We start from the raw sequence: 18687 nt of genomic DNA, 5'->3' as shown, positions 1-18687 counted from the left end.
CGGCCTCAGCCCTCGAGGCCCGGGATCAGGCCCTCGGCGCAGCTGTTGCGCTTGACCTTGCTCTCCGAGTTGAGGAGAGCGACGTCGAGCGTGCCGAGCGTCTTGGCGGTCTGGAGCTGCTCGACCTGCTTCTGCGACACCGCGAGGGTCAGCGGCGGTGCCGTGCCCGACTCCTCGGTCGCCTCGGTCTCGGTCCCTCCGGTGCTGGCGCCGACGGCGATCACCGAGACGCGATCGAGCAGGAGGCAGGTCTCGTTGCCGACGGTCACGAACACGGCGATCTCGGACCCCGGGAGGATGAACGACCCCACCGGCAGGTTGAACTGCTCGAACTTGCCGACCAGGCCCGCCGGGATCGGCAGAGCGGCCGTCGCGATCGGGTCACCCACGCCACCGAACTTGGTCGGGATCACCTGCTCCCCGGCGTACAGCGTCGTGAGCGCGACCTTGTCGCGGAGCGCCGCGGTGTCGGCGCTGGCGCCCTCGAGCAGCTGGTCGTTGGAGACCGGCGCCTTGACGATCTTGCCGGCCTGGAGAGCCGAGTCGATGCTCTCGCCCGGGAGGATCGTCTTGCCATCGGCGACGATCAGCACGTCGACGGTCTCGTACTTCTCCGCGGCTCGTGACTCCGCGCCCTGCGCGTACACGAACACCACGCCCACGCCGAGTGCGGCGATCACCGCTGCGACGACGAGCAACAACCTACGGCGGTCCATCTGGAACCCTCCCGATCCCCATGTCCGGGACCGACGCCCCCCGCCTCCCGATAGGGGGTCGCATCGTTCACCGACGACCACGCGCCACCCTCCGCGGCGCACCGGCGAGGCTAGCCGTTCCGGCCGCTCAGAAGTGACCGAAACCGCAAGTTCTGGACGGCCGGGATGTTGTCCTGGTCAGGAATGACTAGACCGCTAGTCCGGTAGGGGTCTCGTGACGGTCGCGGGGCGACCTCCTCGACCACCGGATGTCAGCGCTCGTAGAGCGCCGCGATCTCGTCACGGCACTCGCGGAGCACGACGTTGCGCTTCAGCTTGAGGCTGGGCGTGATCTGCCCGCCCTCCTCGGTCCAGTCGTAGGGGAGGATCTCGAACTTGCGGATCGACTCCGCCTTCGACACGGCCTGGTTGGCGTCCTCGATCGCGACCTCGATCGCGGCGCGCAGGTCGGGGTCGTCGACCAGGTCGGCGACGTCGCCGGTCTTGCCGTGCTGCTCCGCCCAGGCCGGGAACGCCTCCGCGTCGATGGTCACGAGGGCCGCGATGAACGGCTGCCCGTCTCCGACGACGAGGCACTGGCTGACGAGGGCGTGCGCGCGCACCCGGTCCTCCAGGACCGCCGGGGCGACGTTCTTGCCGCCGGCGGTCACGAGGATCTCCTTCTTGCGGCCGGTGATCCGGACGAACCCCTCGTCGTCGACCTCGCCCACGTCGCCGGTGTGGAACCAGCCGTCGCTGTCGATCGCCTCGGCGGTCGCCTCCGGGTTCTGCCAGTAGCCGATGAAGACCTGGCCGCCCTTGAAGGCGAGCTCCCCGTCGTCGGTGATCCGTACGGCGGTGCCGGGCAGCGGCCGGCCGACGGTGCCGATCTTGAGGGCGTCGGGGAGGTTGACGGTCACCGCGGCGGTGGTCTCGGTCAGGCCGTAGCCCTCGAGCACGGTCAGCCCGATGCCCCGGTAGAAGTGGCCGAGGCGCTCGCCGAGGGGCGCGCCACCGGAGACCGCGAACGCGCACTCGCCGCCGAGCGCCTCGCGGAGCTTGCCGTAGACGAGCCGCGAGAAGACGGCGTGCTGGGCGCGCACCGCGAGCGACGGGCGGCCGGCGTCGAGCCCGCGGGAGTAGGCGATCGCCGTCTCGGCGGCGCGGTCGAAGATCCTGCCCTTGCCGTCGGCGGTCGCCTTCTGCGACGCGGTGTTGAAGACCTTCTCGAACACCCGCGGCACGGCCAGGATGAAGGTCGGCTTGAACGTCTGGAGCTGGGGAAGCAGCGTCTTGATGTCAGCGCTGTGGCCCATCCGGGTCCGCGACTTCACGCAGCCGATCTGGATGATCCGCGCGAAGACGTGGGCGAGCGGCAGGAACAGCAGGGTGGAGGCGCCATCGGCCTGGAACAGGCGGTCCAGCTCGTGCACGGCCACGCCGAGCTCGGTCTCGAAGTTGCCGTGGGTGACCATGCAGCCCTTCGGGCGGCCGGTCGTGCCCGAGGTGTAGATCAGCGTCGCCAGGTCGCCGGGCCCGGCCGCCGTACGGCGCTTCTCGAGCTCGTCGTCGGCGATGTCGGCGCCGAGCCGCACGAGCACGTCGATGCCGTTGTCGCCGAACGCCCACACGTGGTGGAGCGCGTCGAGCCCGCCGCGCACGTCGGCGATCTTGCCGAGGTGGACGGCGTCCTCGGCCATGACTGCCTTGGCGCCGGAGTCCTCCAGGATCCAGGCGATCTGCTCGGCGGAGGAGCTCTCGTAGATCGGCACCGTCACCGCGCCGGCGAACCAGATGGCGTAGTCCATCAGCGTCCACTCGTAGCGGGTGCGCGAGATCAGGGCGACCCGGTCGCCGGGGTCGATCCCGGAGGCGACGAGTCCCTTCGCGACGGCGGTGACCTGGTCGTGGAACTCGCCGCAGGTGACGTCGGTCCAGCCCGATCCGTCCTCGGTGGGGCGGCTGAAGGCGACCGTGTCGCGGGCCTCCGCCGCGTTGCGAACGACGTCGTCGGTCAGGTTGCCCGTCGTCGGGACGTCGACCGTCTGCGGCGTGGAGTACTCGCGCACCGTTCCTCCTGGTGGGATGGGGGCCGCACGGCAGGTTACCGGGCGCCGTCCGGGCCACCCCCGGGCCGGTCAGAGGGCGGGCGCGATCCGGTAGCCTGCGGCCCATGGCCGAGCAGACGTCTTCGTCGATCACGATCGACGCTCCCGCGGCGGACGTGATGGCCGTGATCGCCGACTTCGCGGCGTACCCGCAGTGGGCCAAGGGCGTCACGACGGCCGACGTCGTCGCGTCGTACGACGACTCCGATCCCGCCGCCCGCGGCCGGGCGCGTGAGGTGTTCTTCGCCCTCGACGTCTCGCCCATCAAGGACGAGTACACGCTCGCCTACGAGTGGGACGACGACCGCCAGGTCACCTGGACGCTGGTGAGCGGCAAGATGCTGAAGTCGCTCGACGGCGCTTATGTCCTCCGCGAGACCGCGCCGGGCACCACCGAGGTGACCTACCGGCTCGCGCTCGACGTCTCCATCCCGCTGATCGGCATGCTCAAGCGGAAGGGCGAGAAGATCCTGATCGACACGGCGCTGAAGGGTCTGAAGAAGCGCGTCGAGACCGGCGCCTGAGCCCGGCCGCGTGGTCGAGAGGACAGGTGGAGCGAGAGCCGTGCGCATCGTGTTGTTCACCGGCAAGGGCGGTGTGGGGAAGTCGACGGTGGCCGCCGGCACCGCGGCGCTCGCCGCACGCAGTGGTCTGCGCACGCTGATCCTCTCGACCGACACCGCGCACTCCCTCGCCGACGCGTACGGCGCCCCGGGCGCGACGCCGGAGCCGACGCAGATCGCCGAGCACCTCTACGTCCAGCAGGTCGACGCCCAGCTGCGGTTCGAGCAGTCGTGGGCCGACATCCAGCGCTACCTCCTCTCCGTGCTCGACGCAGCCGGGATGGACCCGGTCGCCGCCGAGGAGATGACCGTGGTCCCCGGCGCCGAGGAGGTGCTCGCGCTGCTCGAGCTGCGGCTCCAGGCGAGCTCCGGCCGCTGGGACGTCATCGTCGTCGACTGCGCGCCGACGGGGGAGACCCTCCGCCTGCTCGCGCTCCCGGAGGCGCTCGGCTGGTACCTCGAACGGCTGCTGCCCATCCAGCGCCGCCTGGTGAAGGCGCTCCGCCCGGTCCTCAACCGTGCCGCCGGCGTCCCGATGCCCGGCGACACTGTCTTCGACGCGATCGAGCGCCTGCACGGCGAGCTCGACGACGTGCGCGAGCTGCTCTCGGGGCCCGACGCGAGCGTGCGCCTCGTTCTGACGCCGGAGAACGTCGTCCTCGCCGAGGCCCGCCGTGCCTACACCAGCCTGTGCCTGTTCGGCTACCGCGTCGACGGGGTCGTGGCCAACCGCGTCTTCCCCTCCGACGACGCCGACCCGTGGCGCTCGGCCTGGGTGGCGGCCCAGCGGGAGGTGCTCACCGAGGTCGAGCAGTCCTTCTCCGGCCTGCCGATCTGGACGTCGGAGTACCTGCCGGGCGAGCCGGTCGGCGTCGCCGCGCTCGCCGACCTCGCCGAGCGGTTGTACGGCGACGACGGTGCCGACGGTGGAGCCCTTGCGTCCCCGAAGGGCGAGGGGCCGTTCCGCGTCGCCACCACAGCGGACGGCGACGCCGTGCTCCACCTGGCGCTGCCGTTCGTGACCCGCGCCGAGGTCGATCTCGCGCGCAACGGCGACGAGCTGGTGCTGACCGTCGGCTCGCACCGCCGCCTCCTGACCCTTCCTGCCGGGCTTTCCCGGCTCCGCGTCGCCGGTGCCGCGGTCGTCGACAACGAGCTCCGGGTCCGCTTCCGCGAGGCTGCTGAGCCCGGGCACGTCGCTACCGCGAAAGAGGCCCACCGATGAGCGAGCACGACCAGCCCGGCGCGCCCGGCCCCGACGACCACGGGATCGGCAGCGTCGGCGAGGAGGCAGCGAAGCTGTTCGGCGCGATTGCCGACATGGCACGCGAGCGCGGCTCCGACATCGGCGACGGCCTCGGGGGTCTCGCCGGCCACGCCGCGGCGATGGCCAAGGACGTCGACGGCCACTTCGCGACCGGCGCCGAGGAGTGCCGCTACTGCCCGGTCTGTCGCGTCGTCCACGCGGTCCGCGAGACCTCGCCCGAGGTCCGCGCCCACCTGATGGTCGCGGCGTCCTCGCTCCTCCAGGCCGCGGCCGCTCTGATGGAGTCCACACCCCCCAAGGACGCACCCGGGTCGCCCCACCGCGGTGCCGAGGTCGAGCGGATCGACCTCGACGACGAGGGCCACGACGACGGAGTGACCGAATGACCACGCCCGACCCCTCGGCGGTGACCTGCGGCATCGACATCGGCGGCACCAAGATCGCCGGCGCCCTGGTCGACGCTGCCGGCACGATCCTGGCCGAGTCACGGGTGGAGTCGCCGGCGACCGACCCGGAGGCGATCGAGAGCGCCGTCGCCACCCTGGTCGGCGAGCTGTCCAAGACCCACCCGGTCAGCGGCGTCGGCGTCGGCGCGGCCGGTTACATCGACTCCGACCGGTCCACCGTGCTGTTCGCGCCCAACATCGCGTGGCGGGAGGAGCCGCTCGGAGCCGACCTTGCCAAGCGGATCGGGCTGCCGGTCGTCGTCGAGAACGACGCCAACGTCGCCGCCTGGGGCGAGTTCCGGTACGGCGCCGGCGGCGACGTCGACGACCAGCTGATGGTGACGGTCGGCACCGGCGTCGGTGGCGGCGTCATCATCGACGGCCGCCTCCTGCGCGGCGCGTTCGGCGTCGCGGCCGAGATCGGCCACCTGTGCCTGGTGCCCGAGGGACGCATCTGCGGGTGCGGCAACCGCGGCTGCTTCGAGCAGTACGCCAGCGGCAGCGCGCTGGTGCGCGAGACCCGGGAGGCGGCGGCGGCGAGCTCGCTGCTCGCCCGCGACCTGGTCGAGCGCGCCGGGGGAGACCCGGCCGGCATCACCGGCCCCTTGATCACCGAGGCCGCCCGCGAGGGCGACCGCTTCGCGATCGAGCAGCTGCAGCGGCTCGGGCACTGGCTCGGCCACGGCATCGCCTCGCTGGTGGCCGTGCTCGATCCCGCCGTGATCGTCATCGGCGGCGGCGTGAGCGAGGCGGGCGACCTGCTCCTCGACCCGATCCGTGAGACGTTCGAGCGCGAGCTCACCGGCCGGGGCTTCCGCCCCCAGGCCGAGATCCGCAGGGCCCAGCTCGGCAACCGGGCGGGCGTCATCGGCGCGGCCGACCTGGCGCGGGTCTGACGGAGCCGTCGCTGTGCTCGTAGGCGTCGACGTCGGCGGCACCAAGGTGCTGGCGGTCGAGCTCCCGTTCGCCGGGCCCGACGTGGCCCCGGTCCGTACGGCGCAGCGGCCGATGCCCGGGCGCGAGGCCTCCGACACCGCGGTCGAGGACGCCGTCGTCGGTGCGGTGCTCGACCTCGCCGACGGGCGACCCATCGAGATGGTCGGCGTCTCCGCCGCCGGCCTCGTCGACGCGCGTCGCGGCCGGGTGATGTTCGGCGCGCACGTGCCCTGGCGCGACGCCCCCGTGCGCGACCGCCTGGAGTCGCGGCTCGCCGAGCACCTCCGAAAGCCGGGGCTCGGCACCCAGCGGGCCGGCCGCACACCGCTGCCGGCGCTGCTGCGGCACGGCCCGAGCGTCGTGATCGACAACGACGCCAACTGCGCGGCGTACGCCGAGATCGTGGCCGGCGCCGCCCGTGGCGCCTCCTCGGCCCTGATGGTCACCGTCGGCACCGGCATCGGCGGCGCCGTCATCATCGGCGGGCAGGTCGTCCACGGCCACCACGGCTTCGCCGGGGAGTTCGGCCACATGCGGGTGGTGCCGGACGGACGGCCGTGCGAGTGCGGGCTCCGGGGCTGCTGGGAGCAGTACTGCAGCGGGCGGGCACTCGAGCGCGCCGTACGGCTGACGCTGGGGCCCGACGTCGTCGGCAAGGACGTCGCCGCGATGGCGCGCGCCGGCGACGAGACCGCGCGCGACGCGATCGCCGGCATCGGCGAGTGGCTCGGCACCGGGCTCGCGGGCCTGGTCTCCGCGCTGGACCCGGAGCGGGTGATCGTCGGCGGCGGCGTCTCCAGCGACGGCGACCTGCTGCTCGACCCCGCGCGCCGGATGCTCGCCGAGTCGCTCCAGGGCACGGCCTATCGCGCGGTGCCGCCGATCGTCGCGGCGAAGTTCGGGCCCGAGGCCGGGGCGGTGGGCGCAGCGCTGCTGGTGCGTGCCGTCACACGCGGGCGCCGTCGTCCCAGGGGTCCCTGGGCGACCGCGGCGAGCGCGTCACCAGGTACAGGAAGCCTCCGACGAACGCGACGGCGAGCAGAAGGCCGGCCCAGCCGGGGATGGTGATCCGCAGCGCCACCAGCACGACGACGAGGACCGGGGTCCCGAAGATCCCGATCCAGGCGAGCAGCCGGTCGTTGGGCGGCCGGGGGATCGGCGGCGTCGGAGGCGGCACGAACGCGTCGTCCGGGTCGTGGAGAGGCTCTGGCTCGTCGTGGTCGTCGTCCCACGACGGCTCCGGCTCCGGCCGCGTGGGCGCGGCCGGATGCTCCGGCCCGAGCTCGGCCCGGTCGCCGTAGTTGTCGACGATCGCCCGCCACGCGGCGTCGTCGCGGTCCTCGTCCCGCTGCACCCTCTCAGGGTACGTCGTGGGGTCAGGCCGTCGCGTCCGCGTGGGTGACCCGCGCGACGAACTCCGAGGAGCGCTCGAAGATGATCGGGGCGTCGTTGTCGAGGGTCGCGACGTGGAAGGAGTCCTCCAGCGGGACGACGGTGACGTCGGTGGAGGAGACGCCGTCGACGATCAGCGGCTGCGAGGCGTGGTCGACGACCTTGTCGACGGTCGAGCGGAAGTAGATCACCGGTGCGGTCACGCGCGGCAGGTCGGCCCGCAGCGGCTTCCACCCGCGGATCAGCGAGTGGATCGCCTTCAGCGGCGTGCGCGAGTAGCCGTGCTCGTCGACGCCCTGCTTCTTGATGTCGTTGGCGATCGCCGGGAACGACGGCACCAGGTGCTTGAGCAGCGGGAGCAGCTTGACGTCGAGCCGCTCGGTCGCGACGGCGGGGTTCACCAGCATCAGCCCGGCGACCTCGTCGGGGTGGTCAGCCGCGACGCGCAGCGCGAGGCCACCGCCCATGGACAGGCCGCCGACGACGACGGCGTCGTGCTCGGCGCGGAGCTTCACGAACGCCTCGTCCAATGCTGATGACCAGTCCGCCCACGTGTGCTGGTTGAGGTCCTGCCACGTGGTCCCGTGCCCGGGCAGGAGGGGTACGGCGACGCCGTACCCCTGCGCCGCGAGGTGCTCGCCCCACGGACGCATCGAGGCCGGAGACCCGGTGAACCCGTGGCTGAGCAGCACCCCGATCCGGCGTCCGCCGGTCAGCTCCGGGCGGGCGTCGGCGAACAGCGGCGCGTTGACGTCGGTCATGGCGCCGATTGTGCACCAGAGGTTCGTCTCGTCCACCCGTCGGCCGGTGCCGCACCCGCGGGGTGAGGGACTAGGCTGCCTCCAGGTGGTCTCGGGGAAAGGGTGCTGCGTTGTTCTACTACTTCTTGAAGTTCATCGCGCTAGGACCGTTCCTCAAGCTGGTGTTCCGGCCGCGCGCAGAAGGCGTCGAGAACGTCCCCGTCGAGGGGCCGGCGATCCTCGCCAGCAATCACCTCTCCTATGCCGACTGGCTGTTCATGCCGCTGGTCGTGCCGCGGAAGGTCAGCTTCGTGGCGAAGGCCGAGTACTTCACCAGCCCGGGCATCAAGGGCTGGCTGCAGAAGACGTTCTTCTCCGGCACCGGCAACATCCCGATCGACCGTTCCGGCGCCAACGCCGCGGCCGGCGCGCTGATCTCGGCGAAGCGGGTGCTGGCCGCGGGCGAGGTCTTCGGCATCTACCCCGAGGGCACCCGCTCGCACGACGGCAAGCTCTACCGGGGCAAGACCGGCATCGCCCGGCTCACCCTCGAGACCGGCGTCCCGGTCATCCCCGTCGCGGTCGTCGGCACCGACGTGGTCGCGCCGCCGGGCAAGAAGTTCGGCCGTTGGACCAGGCCGCACGTCCGGTTCGGCGAGCCGCTCGACTTCAGCCGCTACGCCGGCATGGAGAACGACCGCTTCATCCTGCGCTCGGTGACCGACGAGATCATGTACGAGATCATGCGGCTCTCCGGCCAGGAGTACGTCGACATGTACGCCACCCGTGCGAAGGAGGAGGCCAAGAAGGCCGCCTCGAAGGGCGAGGGCGACGAGCCGCGGAAGCTCGCGTCCTGACCGTCCCGACGGGTCGATGACGGCGTCCCCGGCGGCGGTCGCCGTCGAGAGCAGGATGTTCCGCGCGCTCGCGGTGCTGCGCGTCGTGGTGCTCGTCAACACCGTCGGCTGGAGCATCTACCGCGACAGCTTCGACCGTGCCGCGCTCGGCTGGACCGCGGTCGCGGTCATGGCGGCGTGGACCGTTGGCTCGATCGCGCTCTACCGCGCCCCGCACCGCCGTACGCCGACCGTGCTCGTGGTCGACCTCGGGCTGGCGCTCGCGATGCTGCTGCTCACGCCGGTGGTGAAGGGCGCGGACTTCAACGCCTCGATCCCGGGCTTCTGGATCAACGGCGCGCTGATCGCGTGGGCGATCCGCTTCGGCTGGCGCGGCGGAGCGGTGGCGGGCGTGCTGCTCGGCGGCTGCGACCTGCTGGTCCGCTCCGACCCGGGCCAGCACGAGTTCGGCAACGTCTTCCTGATCCTGCTCGCCGGCACCATGGTCGGCTTCGTGTGCGAGTCGCTCCAGCAGATGGCCGGCGAGCGCGACCTCGCCCAGCGGGAGGCGGCGGCCGCCACCGAGCGCGCCCGGCTCGCCCGGGTCGTGCACGACGGCGTGCTCCAGGTGCTCGCCCTGGTGCAGCGCCGTGGCGGCGAGCTCGGCGGCGAGGCGGCCGAGCTCGGTCGGCTGGCGGGGGAGCAGGAGCAGGCGCTGCGGACCCTGATCCGCACCCAGGACTCCGTGGCCGCGTCGCGTCCGGCGGGCGAGGCCGACCTCGCCGCGGCCGTCGGCGTGCTCGGCGCCCGGCCCGGGGTCGAGGTCGTCGTCCCCGGCGGCCCGGTCATGCTGCCGGCGTCGACCGTCGACGAGGTGGTTGCCGCGGTCACCGCCTGCCTCGACAACGTCACCCGCCACGTCGGCGAGGGCGCACCCGCGTGGGTCCTCGTCGAGGACCTCGGCGACCACGTGGAGCTGTCCGTGCGCGACGAGGGACCGGGCATCCCCGAGGGCCGGTTGGACGAGGCCGCCGCCGACGGCCGGCTCGGCGTGAGCGAGTCGGTGCGCGGGCGGGTCCGTGACCTGGGCGGTACGGCGACGCTGCTCACCGGATCGTTCGGCACCGAGTGGCAGATCGTGGTGCCGCGGGCAGGAGGAGCGCGGTGACGATCCACAGCTCCCACCCGTTCGCCGACGCCGAGCCCGACCCCGCACGGCGGTTCCGCGGCCGCACCGGGGGAGCGGTGACGCTCTGGGCCGCCGGCGACGGTGCGACCCGGGCCGGCCTCACGGTCACCTCGCTGATGGTGGCGCTCGGGCCGGATCCCGCGGTGCTCGCCCTGCTCGACCCCGACTCGGACCTCACCGAAGAGCTTCGCGACAGCGGCCGCGGCGTCGTACAGCTGCTGTCGTGGGGCCACCGGCAGCTGGCCGAGGCGTTCGCCGGCACGGCCCCGGCGCCGGGCGGCCCGTTCCGCCAGGCGGCGTTCGAGCAGACCGAGTGGGGGCCGCGACTCGCGTCCGCCGACACCTGGGCCGGCGTCACCCTCGTCGACGAGCGGGACGTCGGCTGGTCGGTCGAGGTCACCTGCCGCATCGACCGCGTCGAGGTCGGCGACGACGAGGCGCCGCTGCTGCACCGGCGCGGGCGGTTCCAGCGGGGATAAGACCGCAAGATGAGGAGTTCGGCGGATTCCTCAGCCGGCTCTTACGACGAACGTCCCTGGTGTGAGAACGACCCATCACCTGCACCAGGAGCCCGCCATGCACGCCACCTCGCCGTACGTCGCCCAGGTCATCGCCGCCCAGCGCCAGGAGGAGCTCGTCCGCGCCTCCGCCGAGCGGCGGCTGGCCCGCCGCCTGTCGCGGCGCACGCCCCGGGCGAACCGCGCCGCCGCGGACCTCTGAACCCCATGCGGCGGACGGTCGCACCTGCGACGATCGGCGCGTGGCACGCAACCGCAGCCAGGTCATGGTCGGCCGCGACGAGGAGATCTCGAGGCTCCTCGACGCGGCTGATCGTGCGCGCTCGGGCGACCCGGTCCTCGTGCTGGTGACGGGAGAGGCCGGCATCGGCAAGAGCCGACTGGTGCGCGAGCTCACCGACCGGCTCGATGACGCACTCGTGCTCGTCGGGCACGGCGTCGACCTGTCCTCCGGCGACCTGCCCTTCGGCCCGGTCGCCGACACCCTGCGTGACCTTCGGCGCAAGCGTGGCGCCGACGCGCTCGGCGCCGGCGAGCAGCGGGCGCTCGCGCCGCTGCTGCCCGGTGTGGCGGACGACGGCACCTCCGACCGGGCGCGGTTGATGTCGGGCGTCATCGCGCTCGTCGAGCGGCTGGCGGCCGACGAGCTGGTCTGCTGGGTGGTCGAGGACCTCCATTGGGCCGACGCCGCCACCCGCGACCTCGTCAGCATCCTCGCCCGCGGCTCCGGCGGGCGCCTGCTCCTGGTGACGACGGTCCGCACCGACGACCCGGCGGTGCCCGCGGTCCGGGTCGCCGAGCTGACGGCGTACGTCGACGGGCTCGTCCGGCTGCCCGCGACCGAGGTCGTGCGCGTCGACCGTCTCGGGGACGACGACGTACGGCGGCAGCTCGCCTCGCTCGTCGACGAGCCGCTGCCTGTCGACGTGGCGCGCAAGATCATCGACGTCGGAGACGGCATCCCGTTCGTGGTCGAGGAGCTGGCCGCCGCGCGCGGCCGCTCCGGCCTCTCGACGGTGGAGTCGGTGGCCGGCGCCCGGCTCGGGTCGCTCTCGGGGTCCGGCCGCCGACTGGTCGAGGCCGCCGCGCTCGGCGACGGGCACCTGCACCACGTGCTCCTCGAGACGGTGCTCGACCTGCCCGCCGAGGAGCTCGACGAGGCCGTGCTCGACGCGATCTCCGCCGGGATCCTCGAGGAGGACCGCGGCGGCGACGGCTTCCGCTTCCGGCACGCCCTCCTGCGCGACGCCGCCGACCGCTCGATCCCACCGGTCGCGCGCCGCGGCTGGCACCGGAGGTGGGCGCAGGCGATCCGCGACCACGCGGGGCTGATCGCGACCGACCCGGCGCTGCTCGCGTCGGCCCACCACTGGGCGCAGGCCGACGACCCCGAGGAGGCGGCGGTCGCGGCGGCCGCGGCGACGGGCGCCGCGGCCCGCGCGGGCGCGGCCCGCGTCGAGCTCGACCTGTGGGCGCGGATGCTCGAGCTGTGGCCCAGGGCCACCGAGAGCCTCGAGGCCATGGGCCTCACGCGGCACGACGTGCTCGCCGAGGCCATCCAGGTCGGCTACGGCGCGCTCGAGACCGGCGAGTACATCGCGCGGCTCGATGGCTGGGCGGCGACGGCCCAGGACGAGGCCGAGACCGCCGCGATCGAGCTCGCGCGCCTCTCGCTGCTCCCGGCGAAGGGCGACCTGCCGTCGATGCAGGCTCTCAGCACCGAGCTCCGCGACGAGTGGCTCGTCGCGCTGCGCAGCATCGCGCCCGACCGGCTCACGATCGACGCGATCGCCGCCATCGCGAGCTTCTACGCCGCCGACGACCCGGTCGCCGACGCTCTGCTGGAGGACATGACGGCTGCCGCCGAGGAGCTCGGCTACGAGCACGGCCTGGTCAACGCCTGGGCGATCTGGTCGTGGCGGATGGCGGCCCGCGGCGACCCGGCGGGCGCCAGCGACGGGCTGGAGCGGTTCCTCCGCCGGCCGGTCGCGATGTCCTACGGCGTGTGGCGGCTCGACGGCAACCTCGTCTACTGCCTCGCCATCCAGGGCAGGCACCGTGAGGCCCTCGCCGCCGCGGAGCGGGCGATGGCGCGGGTCGCCGACCCGCGCAGCGTGGGGCCCGCGTTCGAGCACATCGTCGAGAACGCCTGCTACTCCTGGCTGCGCACCGGCGAGTGGGAGCGGGTGCGCGAGCTGATCACGACCAGTCGTCCGTTCTGGGGTCCGGGCGTGACGCTCGGCGAGGTGCGCCTCGGGGAGCTCCAGCTGCTCACCACCGGACGCCTCGACGACCCCGAGGTGTTCCGCCACGACCTGGCTCACCCCACGCCGGGCGGGTCCGACGCGGTGTCGCTGTGCTACCTGCTCGCCGTGCACGCGGCGCACCAGGGCGACCTCACCGAGATGCGCCGCCTCCTGGCCGAGCCCTGGTCACACCCCGACCCCGTCGGCTTCACCGACCGGCTCTGGCCGATCGTGGTCAGCGCGATCCGGGTGGAGGCCGACGCGGCCGTCCGCTCGCCCGATCCGGCCGACCGGCCCGCCGCCGAGGAGCACGTCGCGACGATCGAGGCGATCGCCGCGCGGCTCCAGCGCTGGGGCGGCCTCGGCGAGGCATGGAGCGTGGAGGTCGACGCCCAGGTCGCGCGGTTCCGCGGCGAGGAGGCGCTGTCACTGTTCGAGGGCGCCGTGGCTGCCTGGGAGAGGATCGACCACGTCCACGACGCGGCCGTCGCCCGCGTCGGGCTGGCCGAGGCACAGCTGGCAGCGGGCGAGCGCGACGCGGCCCGCCGTACGGGGCAGGAGGCCGCGGCCGTCGCGCGGCGGCTGGGCGCCGCGCCCCTGGCCGCGCAGGTCGAGGAGCTCCTCCGGCTCGGCCGGCTGGCGTCGGGCCCTCGTGGTGCGGAAGCCGCGGCCGGCGTACTGACCGCCCGGGAGACCGAGGTGCTCGCGTTGCTGTCCGAGGGACGCACCAACGAGCAGATCGCGGGCGAGCTGTTCATGTCGCCGAAGACCGCGAGCGTGCACGTCTCGCGCATCATCGCCAAGCTCGGCGCGGCCAACCGCACCGAGGCCGCCGCGATCGCGCGGCGCGCCAACCTGGTCTGAGGAGTCCCGCTCCTCGATAGGGTCGGCCCATGACGGATGCGCCGGCCCGGGTGCGGGTGATGGTGGTCGACGACCACCCGATGTGGCGCGAGGCCGTGGAGCGCGACCTCGAGGCGGCCGGGTTCACCGTGGTCGCGACCGCGGCGACGGGCACGGAGGCGATCAACCGGGCGGCCGCTGCTCGCCCGCAGGTCGTCGTGCTCGACCTCCAGATCCCGCCGCCCAACGGCGTCGAGGTCACCGCGACGGTGCTCCAGGCCGACCCGTCGGCGCGGGTGCTGATCCTGTCGGCCTCCGGAGAGCAGGACGACGTGCTCGAGGCGGTGAAGGCCGGTGCCACCGGCTACCTGGTGAAGTCGGCGTCCCGCGAGGAGCTGGTCGAGGCGGTCCGCCGGGTCGCCGCCGGCGACAGCGTGTTCACGCCGGGGCTCGCCGGGTTGGTGCTGGGGGAGTTCCGCCGCATCCAGCAGCCGACGACGCCGCCGGGGGAGCAGCTGACCGAGCGCGAGACGGAGATCCTCAAGATGGTCGCGAAGGGGCTCTCCTACAAGCAGATCGCCGAGCGGCTCGTGCTCTCCCACCGCACGGTGCAGAACCACGTCCAGAACACGCTGCGCAAGCTGCAGATGCACAACCGGGTCGAGCTGACCCGCTACGCGATCGAGCAGGGCCTCGATGGCTGACCTGCCCGTGATGGAGCTGCTGCGCATCGCCGACGACCTCTACGGCCTGCCGCTCGCGGAGTTCACGCCCGCGCGCGACGCCAAGGCCAAGGAGCTCAAGTCGGCGAAGTCGCCGCTCGCTGCGGAGGTCAAGGCGCTGAAGAAGCCCAGCACCGCCGCCTGGGTCGTCGACCTGCTCGTACGGCGCGAGTCGGCCCAGGTCGAGCAGGTGCTCAGCGTCGGCGCGGCGCTTCGGGAGGCGCAGGCCGCCATGTCGGCCGGGGAGCTGCGGGCGCTGACCAAGCAGCGCCGCCAGGTGACCGCCGCCATCACCCAGCAGGCGCGCCGGCTGGCGCGCGACGAGGGGCTCAAGGTCACCGAGGCGGTCGCCGAGCAGGTCGAGGCCACCATGACCGCGGCGATGGTCGACGAGGACTGCGGTCGCGCGGTGCGCAGCGGGCTCCTCGTCGCGGCTCTCAGCACGACCGGGCTCGAGCCGGTCGACCCCGACACGCTGGCCGCCGCTCTCGCCGTACCTGCCGCGATCGGGTTCACCGCCACCGCTCGCGAGGCCCCGGAGCCGAGCCGCCCCGATCTGCATGTCGTCCCCGACCCGGACGCCGACGCCAAGGCCCGCGCCGCCGCCGAAGAGCGCCTCGCCGCGGCGACCGAGGAGCACGAGGCCGCGGCCGAGGCCCACCAGGAGGCCGTCGACGACGTCGAGCGCCTCTCGGCCCGCTCGCTCCAGCTCCAGGCCGAGCTCGACGAGCTGCGCCGCAAGCTGGCCGACCTCGAGTCGGAGCTCGACGAGGTCGACGACGAGCTCGGTGATGCCGAGGAGGTCCGCGACGAGGCCTCCGCCACCCTCCGGACCGCCACCGCAGAGCGCGACGCCGCCCAGGCCGCCCTCGACCGGCTGTCCTAGCGACGGACGATGGCGAGGATGCGCTCGTCGATCCAGGAGAGGTCGGCGGCGACGCGCATCTCGTAGTTCTCGGTGCCGACCCAGGTGGCGAAGTCGGGGTGGCCGGCGTCGCGGGCGAAGGACTCCAGCTCCTCGCGCAGGGCGTCGTCGACGACGACCTTCTCCTCGTCGGTGGTGGCGGTCAGGTAGAGGTCGTTGAGTCCGAGCAGCCGCTCGAGCTCCTGCACCGGGGCCTCGTGGTCGTCGACGCGCAGGTCGACGGCGACGTCGTCGCGGCCGCCGTACCCGGCTCCTTCTCGTACGACGAGGAGCGCCGCCGACTGCCGCCCGCGCTTGTCGCCGCCCGCCTCCTCGCCGGCGAGCAGCACCGTCATCAGCCGGTCGGCCAACGCGGCGTCGACCGGCGTGGCCTTCCACGCCGCCTCCATCGCCTCGATGACCTCGGGGCCGGCCAGGCAGTTGCCCTGGATCGCGTAGCCCTCGCCGATCACGCCGCCGGCGTGGTCGATGCACTCGTGGCCGGTGTGGGACGCCGCGCCGCCGTCGACGTCGACGATGCCGACCTGGCGGTGCTCGCGGCCGTCGTCCTCCTCCAGCAGCCGCTGCAGGGCGACCCCCGCGGTGGCGCCCTCGTCGAGGTGCGCGAGCGCGATCCCCTTGTAGGCCACGTTGGCGTCGGCCTGGGTGGCGATGGCCCCGACGCCCGCCACCGCGGCGGGGACTGCTGCGCCGACCGCGAGGAACTTGGACGCGACGGCCACGCCCCAGGACTCACCGTCGGCGGAGCGGGCCACGATCGAGTACGTCATGCCGTCACCCTAGTGACGAGCTAGTGACGGGCACCGGTCATATTCGCCGGTGACCCGGCTCACATCGTCACGCTAGGGTCGACCACGGTTGATCGATCCAAGGCTGGGCGAGCGAGAGTGGGAGAGACATGCGCGTCGGCGTGCTGACCGGTGGGGGCGACTGCCCGGGGCTCAACGCGGTCATCCGCGCGGTGGTCCGCAGGGGAGTGAAGGAGTTCGGGTTCGACTTCGTCGGCTTCCGCGACGGCTGGCGCGGTCCGCTCGAGGGCCACACCATGGAGCTCGGGATCCAGCAGTGCCGCGGCATCCTGCCGCGCGGCGGGACCATCCTCGGCTCCTCGCGCACCAACCCGTTCAAGGTCGACGACGGCGTCCAGAAGATCACCGACAACCTCAAGGCGGCCGGCGTCGACGCGCTGGTCGCGATCGGCGGCGAGGACACCCTCGGCGTCGCCACCAAGCTCGCCGACCTCGGCGTCAACGTCGTCGGGGTGCCCAAGACCATCGACAACGACCTCTCCGGCACCGACTTCACGTTCGGCTTCGACACCGCGGTCAACATCGCCACCGAGGCGATCGACCGGCTGCACACCACGGCCGAGTCGCACCACCGCGTGCTCGTCGTCGAGGTGATGGGCCGCCACGCGGGGTGGATCGCCCTGCACGCGGGCATCGCGGGCGGCGCGTCCGCCGTGCTCATCCCGGAGCAGCCGTTCGACATCGAGGCCGTCTGCGACCACGTGGAGACCCGGTTCCAGACCCAGTACGCCCCGATCATCGTCGTGTCGGAGGGCGCGCTCCCGGCCGACGGCTCGGGCATGACGCTGCAGAGCGGCGAGAAGGACGCGTTCGGCCACGTGCGGCTCGGCGGCATCGGCGACCGCCTGGCCAAGGAGATCGAGCAGCGCACCGGCAAGGAGGCCCGCGCGGTCGTGCTCGGTCACATCCAGCGCGGCGGCACGCCGACCGCGTTCGACCGCTGGCTCGCCACCCGGTTCGGCCTCCAGGCGATCGGCGCCGTCGCCGACGGCGAGTACGGCGTGATGGTCGCCCTGCGCGGCACCGACATCGTGCGTGTGCCGCTGATCGAGGGCACCGGCGAGCTCAAGGTCGTCAGCCCGGCCGAGTACGCGGAGGCGCAGGTCTTCTTCGGCTGAGGGCCGGGTCTCAACCCGGTCGCAACACTGCGCCGACACCCTGGCCCGGCGCCGCCGCGGGGTATGCACTGATCGCATGCACGCGCTCCGGTCCGACGTGGTCTTCGACGGCCACCGGTTCCTGTCCGGCGGCGCCACGGTGCTCGTCGACGCCGGTTCCATCGTGGGGGTGGAGCCGGCGTCGTACGACGTGCCGGCCGACTGTCCGGTCACGACCTACGACGGGACGGTCCTTCCCGGCCTGGTCGACGCGCACGTCCACCTCGTCAGTGACGGCTCGGTCGGGTCGCTCGAACGCGCCGGCACCGCGACCGACGCCGAGATCGACGCGGAGATCGAGCGCTCCCTGCAGGCCCAGGCGGCCCACGGCGTGACGACGGTCCGCGACCTCGGCGACCGCTCCTACCGCACCCTTGCGTTCCGCGCCGCGGCGATCGGGCAGCCGCGCGTGGTCGCCGCCGGTCCGCCGGTCACGATCCCCGGCGGCCACTGCCACTTCCTCGGCTGTACGGCGCCGCCGGAGCCCGGCGCCCTGCGCGACGCGGTCGCGGAGCACGTCGATCGCGGCGTCGACGCGATCAAGGTCATGGCCAGTGGCGGCTTCCTGACGCCCGGCACCGACATGCTCGGCGCGCAGTACCTCGCGGACGACATCAGCGTGCTCGTCGACGCCGCCCACGCCGCCGGTCTTCCCGCGGTCGCGCACGCCCACTCCGTCGCCGGCATCGAGGCCGCGCTCGCCGGCGGCGTGGACAGCATCGAGCACTTCACGGGCATCTGCGAGGACGGGTCGGTGCTCAGCGACGACCTGCTCGACCGGGTGGCCGCGGCCGGCGTACAGGCCGACCCGACCATGGGCAACGACTTCTCCCTGGTCGACACACTGCCGCCGCCACCGCCGCAGGTGCGCGAGGTGATGGACTGCCTCGGCCTCGACATCATGGAGTTCTTCGCCCAGCGGTACGCCGACCTCGGCCGGATGCGGGAGCACGGCGTCTGGGTGGTGCCGGGTGTCGACGCCGGCGCGATGCCGCTGAAGGCACACGGCAACGCATGGCTCGCGGTGAAGGACCTCGTCGTCGCCGGCTGGCCGGTGGCTGACGCGCTCGCGGCCGGCACGTCCGCCGCGGCGCGCGCCTGCGGCGTCGACGACGTCACCGGCGTCCTACGGCCGGGCCTCTCCGCGGACGTGCTGGTCGTCGACGGCGACGTGCGCGACGACATGGCAGCCCTCGGCCGCCCGGTCGACGTGTTCGTCCGCGGTGCCCGCGTGTCGCTCTGAGGGTCGAGGTCCTCGCTTCGCGGGCGCCGATGAGAGAAGGTGATCGGGCCAG

18 protein-coding genes are annotated in these 18687 nt (G+C 73.3%); 14 read left to right on the top strand and 4 right to left on the bottom strand.

Translation table 11 applies throughout. From position 1 onward, the window contains the following. Positions 1-5: 5 nt before the first annotated feature. Together cpaB and HNR19_RS13270 are read right to left on the bottom strand one after the other, a co-directional pair. Positions 6-716 (bottom strand): Flp pilus assembly protein CpaB, encoded by a 711-nt coding sequence (gene cpaB / locus HNR19_RS13275; RefSeq protein ID WP_179668359.1) that lies wholly within the window; start codon positions 714-716, stop codon positions 6-8. Positions 717-967: 251 nt separating this feature from the next. After that, entirely contained in the window at positions 968-2764 is a 1797-nt protein-coding gene (locus tag HNR19_RS13270; protein WP_179668358.1) for an AMP-binding protein, read from the bottom strand. A gap of 104 nt (positions 2765-2868) precedes the next feature. On the opposite strand from HNR19_RS13270, the gene HNR19_RS13265 reads away from it, so the two are divergent. The 5 genes from HNR19_RS13265 to HNR19_RS13245 are packed head-to-tail and all read left to right on the top strand — an operon-like array spanning position 2869 to position 7083. Further along, positions 2869-3327, top strand: a complete 459-nt coding sequence (locus HNR19_RS13265; RefSeq protein ID WP_179668357.1) for an SRPBCC family protein — start codon at positions 2869-2871, stop codon at positions 3325-3327. Positions 3328-3367: 40 nt separating this feature from the next. Continuing rightward, positions 3368-4591 (top strand): TRC40/GET3/ArsA family transport-energizing ATPase, encoded by a 1224-nt coding sequence (locus tag HNR19_RS13260; protein WP_179668356.1) that lies wholly within the window; start codon positions 3368-3370, stop codon positions 4589-4591. After that, complete coding sequence (locus tag HNR19_RS13255; protein WP_179668355.1) at positions 4588-5019, top strand: hypothetical protein; 432 nt, start codon at positions 4588-4590, stop codon at positions 5017-5019. The genes HNR19_RS13260 and HNR19_RS13255 overlap by 4 nt, the downstream gene beginning before the upstream one ends. Then, positions 5016-5975 carry an ROK family glucokinase gene (locus HNR19_RS13250; RefSeq protein WP_179668354.1) on the top strand — a complete coding sequence of 320 codons (960 nt, stop codon included), beginning with the start codon at positions 5016-5018 and terminating at the stop codon, positions 5973-5975. The genes HNR19_RS13255 and HNR19_RS13250 overlap by 4 nt, the downstream gene beginning before the upstream one ends. Before the next feature lie 13 nt (positions 5976-5988). Continuing rightward, positions 5989-7083 (top strand): ROK family protein, encoded by a 1095-nt coding sequence (locus HNR19_RS13245; protein WP_179668353.1) that lies wholly within the window; start codon positions 5989-5991, stop codon positions 7081-7083. Between the two features lie 308 nt (positions 7084-7391). On the opposite strand, the gene HNR19_RS13240 is transcribed toward HNR19_RS13245, so the two are convergent. After that, positions 7392-8168, bottom strand: a complete 777-nt coding sequence (locus tag HNR19_RS13240) for an alpha/beta hydrolase (RefSeq protein WP_179668352.1) — start codon at positions 8166-8168, stop codon at positions 7392-7394. Between the two features lie 110 nt (positions 8169-8278). On the opposite strand from HNR19_RS13240, the gene HNR19_RS13235 reads away from it, so the two are divergent. From HNR19_RS13235 to HNR19_RS13205, 7 genes are all read left to right on the top strand, one after another. Next, entirely contained in the window at positions 8279-9004 is a 726-nt protein-coding gene (locus HNR19_RS13235; RefSeq protein WP_179668351.1) for a lysophospholipid acyltransferase family protein, read from the top strand. A gap of 16 nt (positions 9005-9020) precedes the next feature. Continuing rightward, on the top strand, positions 9021-10151 hold the full coding sequence (gene macS, locus HNR19_RS13230; protein ID WP_179668350.1) for a MacS family sensor histidine kinase: 1131 nt from the start codon (positions 9021-9023) through the stop codon (positions 10149-10151). Further along, positions 10148-10651 carry a flavin reductase gene (locus HNR19_RS13225; RefSeq protein WP_179668349.1) on the top strand — a complete coding sequence of 168 codons (504 nt, stop codon included), beginning with the start codon at positions 10148-10150 and terminating at the stop codon, positions 10649-10651. Before macS ends, HNR19_RS13225 begins: the two co-directional genes overlap by 4 nt. 97 nt (positions 10652-10748) lie before the next feature. Further along, entirely contained in the window at positions 10749-10892 is a 144-nt protein-coding gene (locus tag HNR19_RS13220) for a hypothetical protein (protein ID WP_179668348.1), read from the top strand. A gap of 40 nt (positions 10893-10932) precedes the next feature. After that, complete coding sequence (locus tag HNR19_RS13215) at positions 10933-13800, top strand: AAA family ATPase (RefSeq protein ID WP_179668347.1); 2868 nt, start codon at positions 10933-10935, stop codon at positions 13798-13800. 29 nt (positions 13801-13829) lie between these two features. Then, positions 13830-14483, top strand: coding sequence for a response regulator (locus tag HNR19_RS13210; RefSeq protein WP_179668346.1), 654 nt, complete (start codon positions 13830-13832; stop codon positions 14481-14483). Further along, positions 14476-15387, top strand: a complete 912-nt coding sequence (locus HNR19_RS13205; RefSeq protein WP_218910245.1) for a hypothetical protein — start codon at positions 14476-14478, stop codon at positions 15385-15387. The genes HNR19_RS13210 and HNR19_RS13205 overlap by 8 nt, the downstream gene beginning before the upstream one ends. On the opposite strand, the gene HNR19_RS13200 is transcribed toward HNR19_RS13205, so the two are convergent. After that, a complete protein-coding gene (locus tag HNR19_RS13200) occupies positions 15384-16196 on the bottom strand; it encodes a DUF1028 domain-containing protein (RefSeq protein ID WP_179668345.1) in 813 nt (270 codons plus the stop codon). The two genes, HNR19_RS13205 and HNR19_RS13200, sit on opposite strands and share 4 nt — an antisense overlap. 128 nt (positions 16197-16324) lie before the next feature. On the opposite strand from HNR19_RS13200, the gene HNR19_RS13195 reads away from it, so the two are divergent. Together HNR19_RS13195 and HNR19_RS13190 are read left to right on the top strand one after the other, a co-directional pair. Next, positions 16325-17353: a 6-phosphofructokinase gene (locus tag HNR19_RS13195; protein WP_179668344.1), complete on the top strand. Its 1029-nt coding sequence runs from the start codon at positions 16325-16327 to the stop codon at positions 17351-17353. A gap of 76 nt (positions 17354-17429) precedes the next feature. Next, complete coding sequence (locus tag HNR19_RS13190) at positions 17430-18635, top strand: amidohydrolase family protein (RefSeq protein WP_179668343.1); 1206 nt, start codon at positions 17430-17432, stop codon at positions 18633-18635. Positions 18636-18687: the final 52 nt, after the last annotated feature.

The sequence above is a fragment of the Nocardioides thalensis genome, from assembly GCF_013410655.1.
GTDB classification, from domain to species: Bacteria; Actinomycetota; Actinomycetes; order Propionibacteriales; family Nocardioidaceae; genus Nocardioides; species Nocardioides thalensis.
Note: the sequence above shows the minus strand (reverse complement) of the source record. Positions and strands in the feature narration are given on the sequence as shown.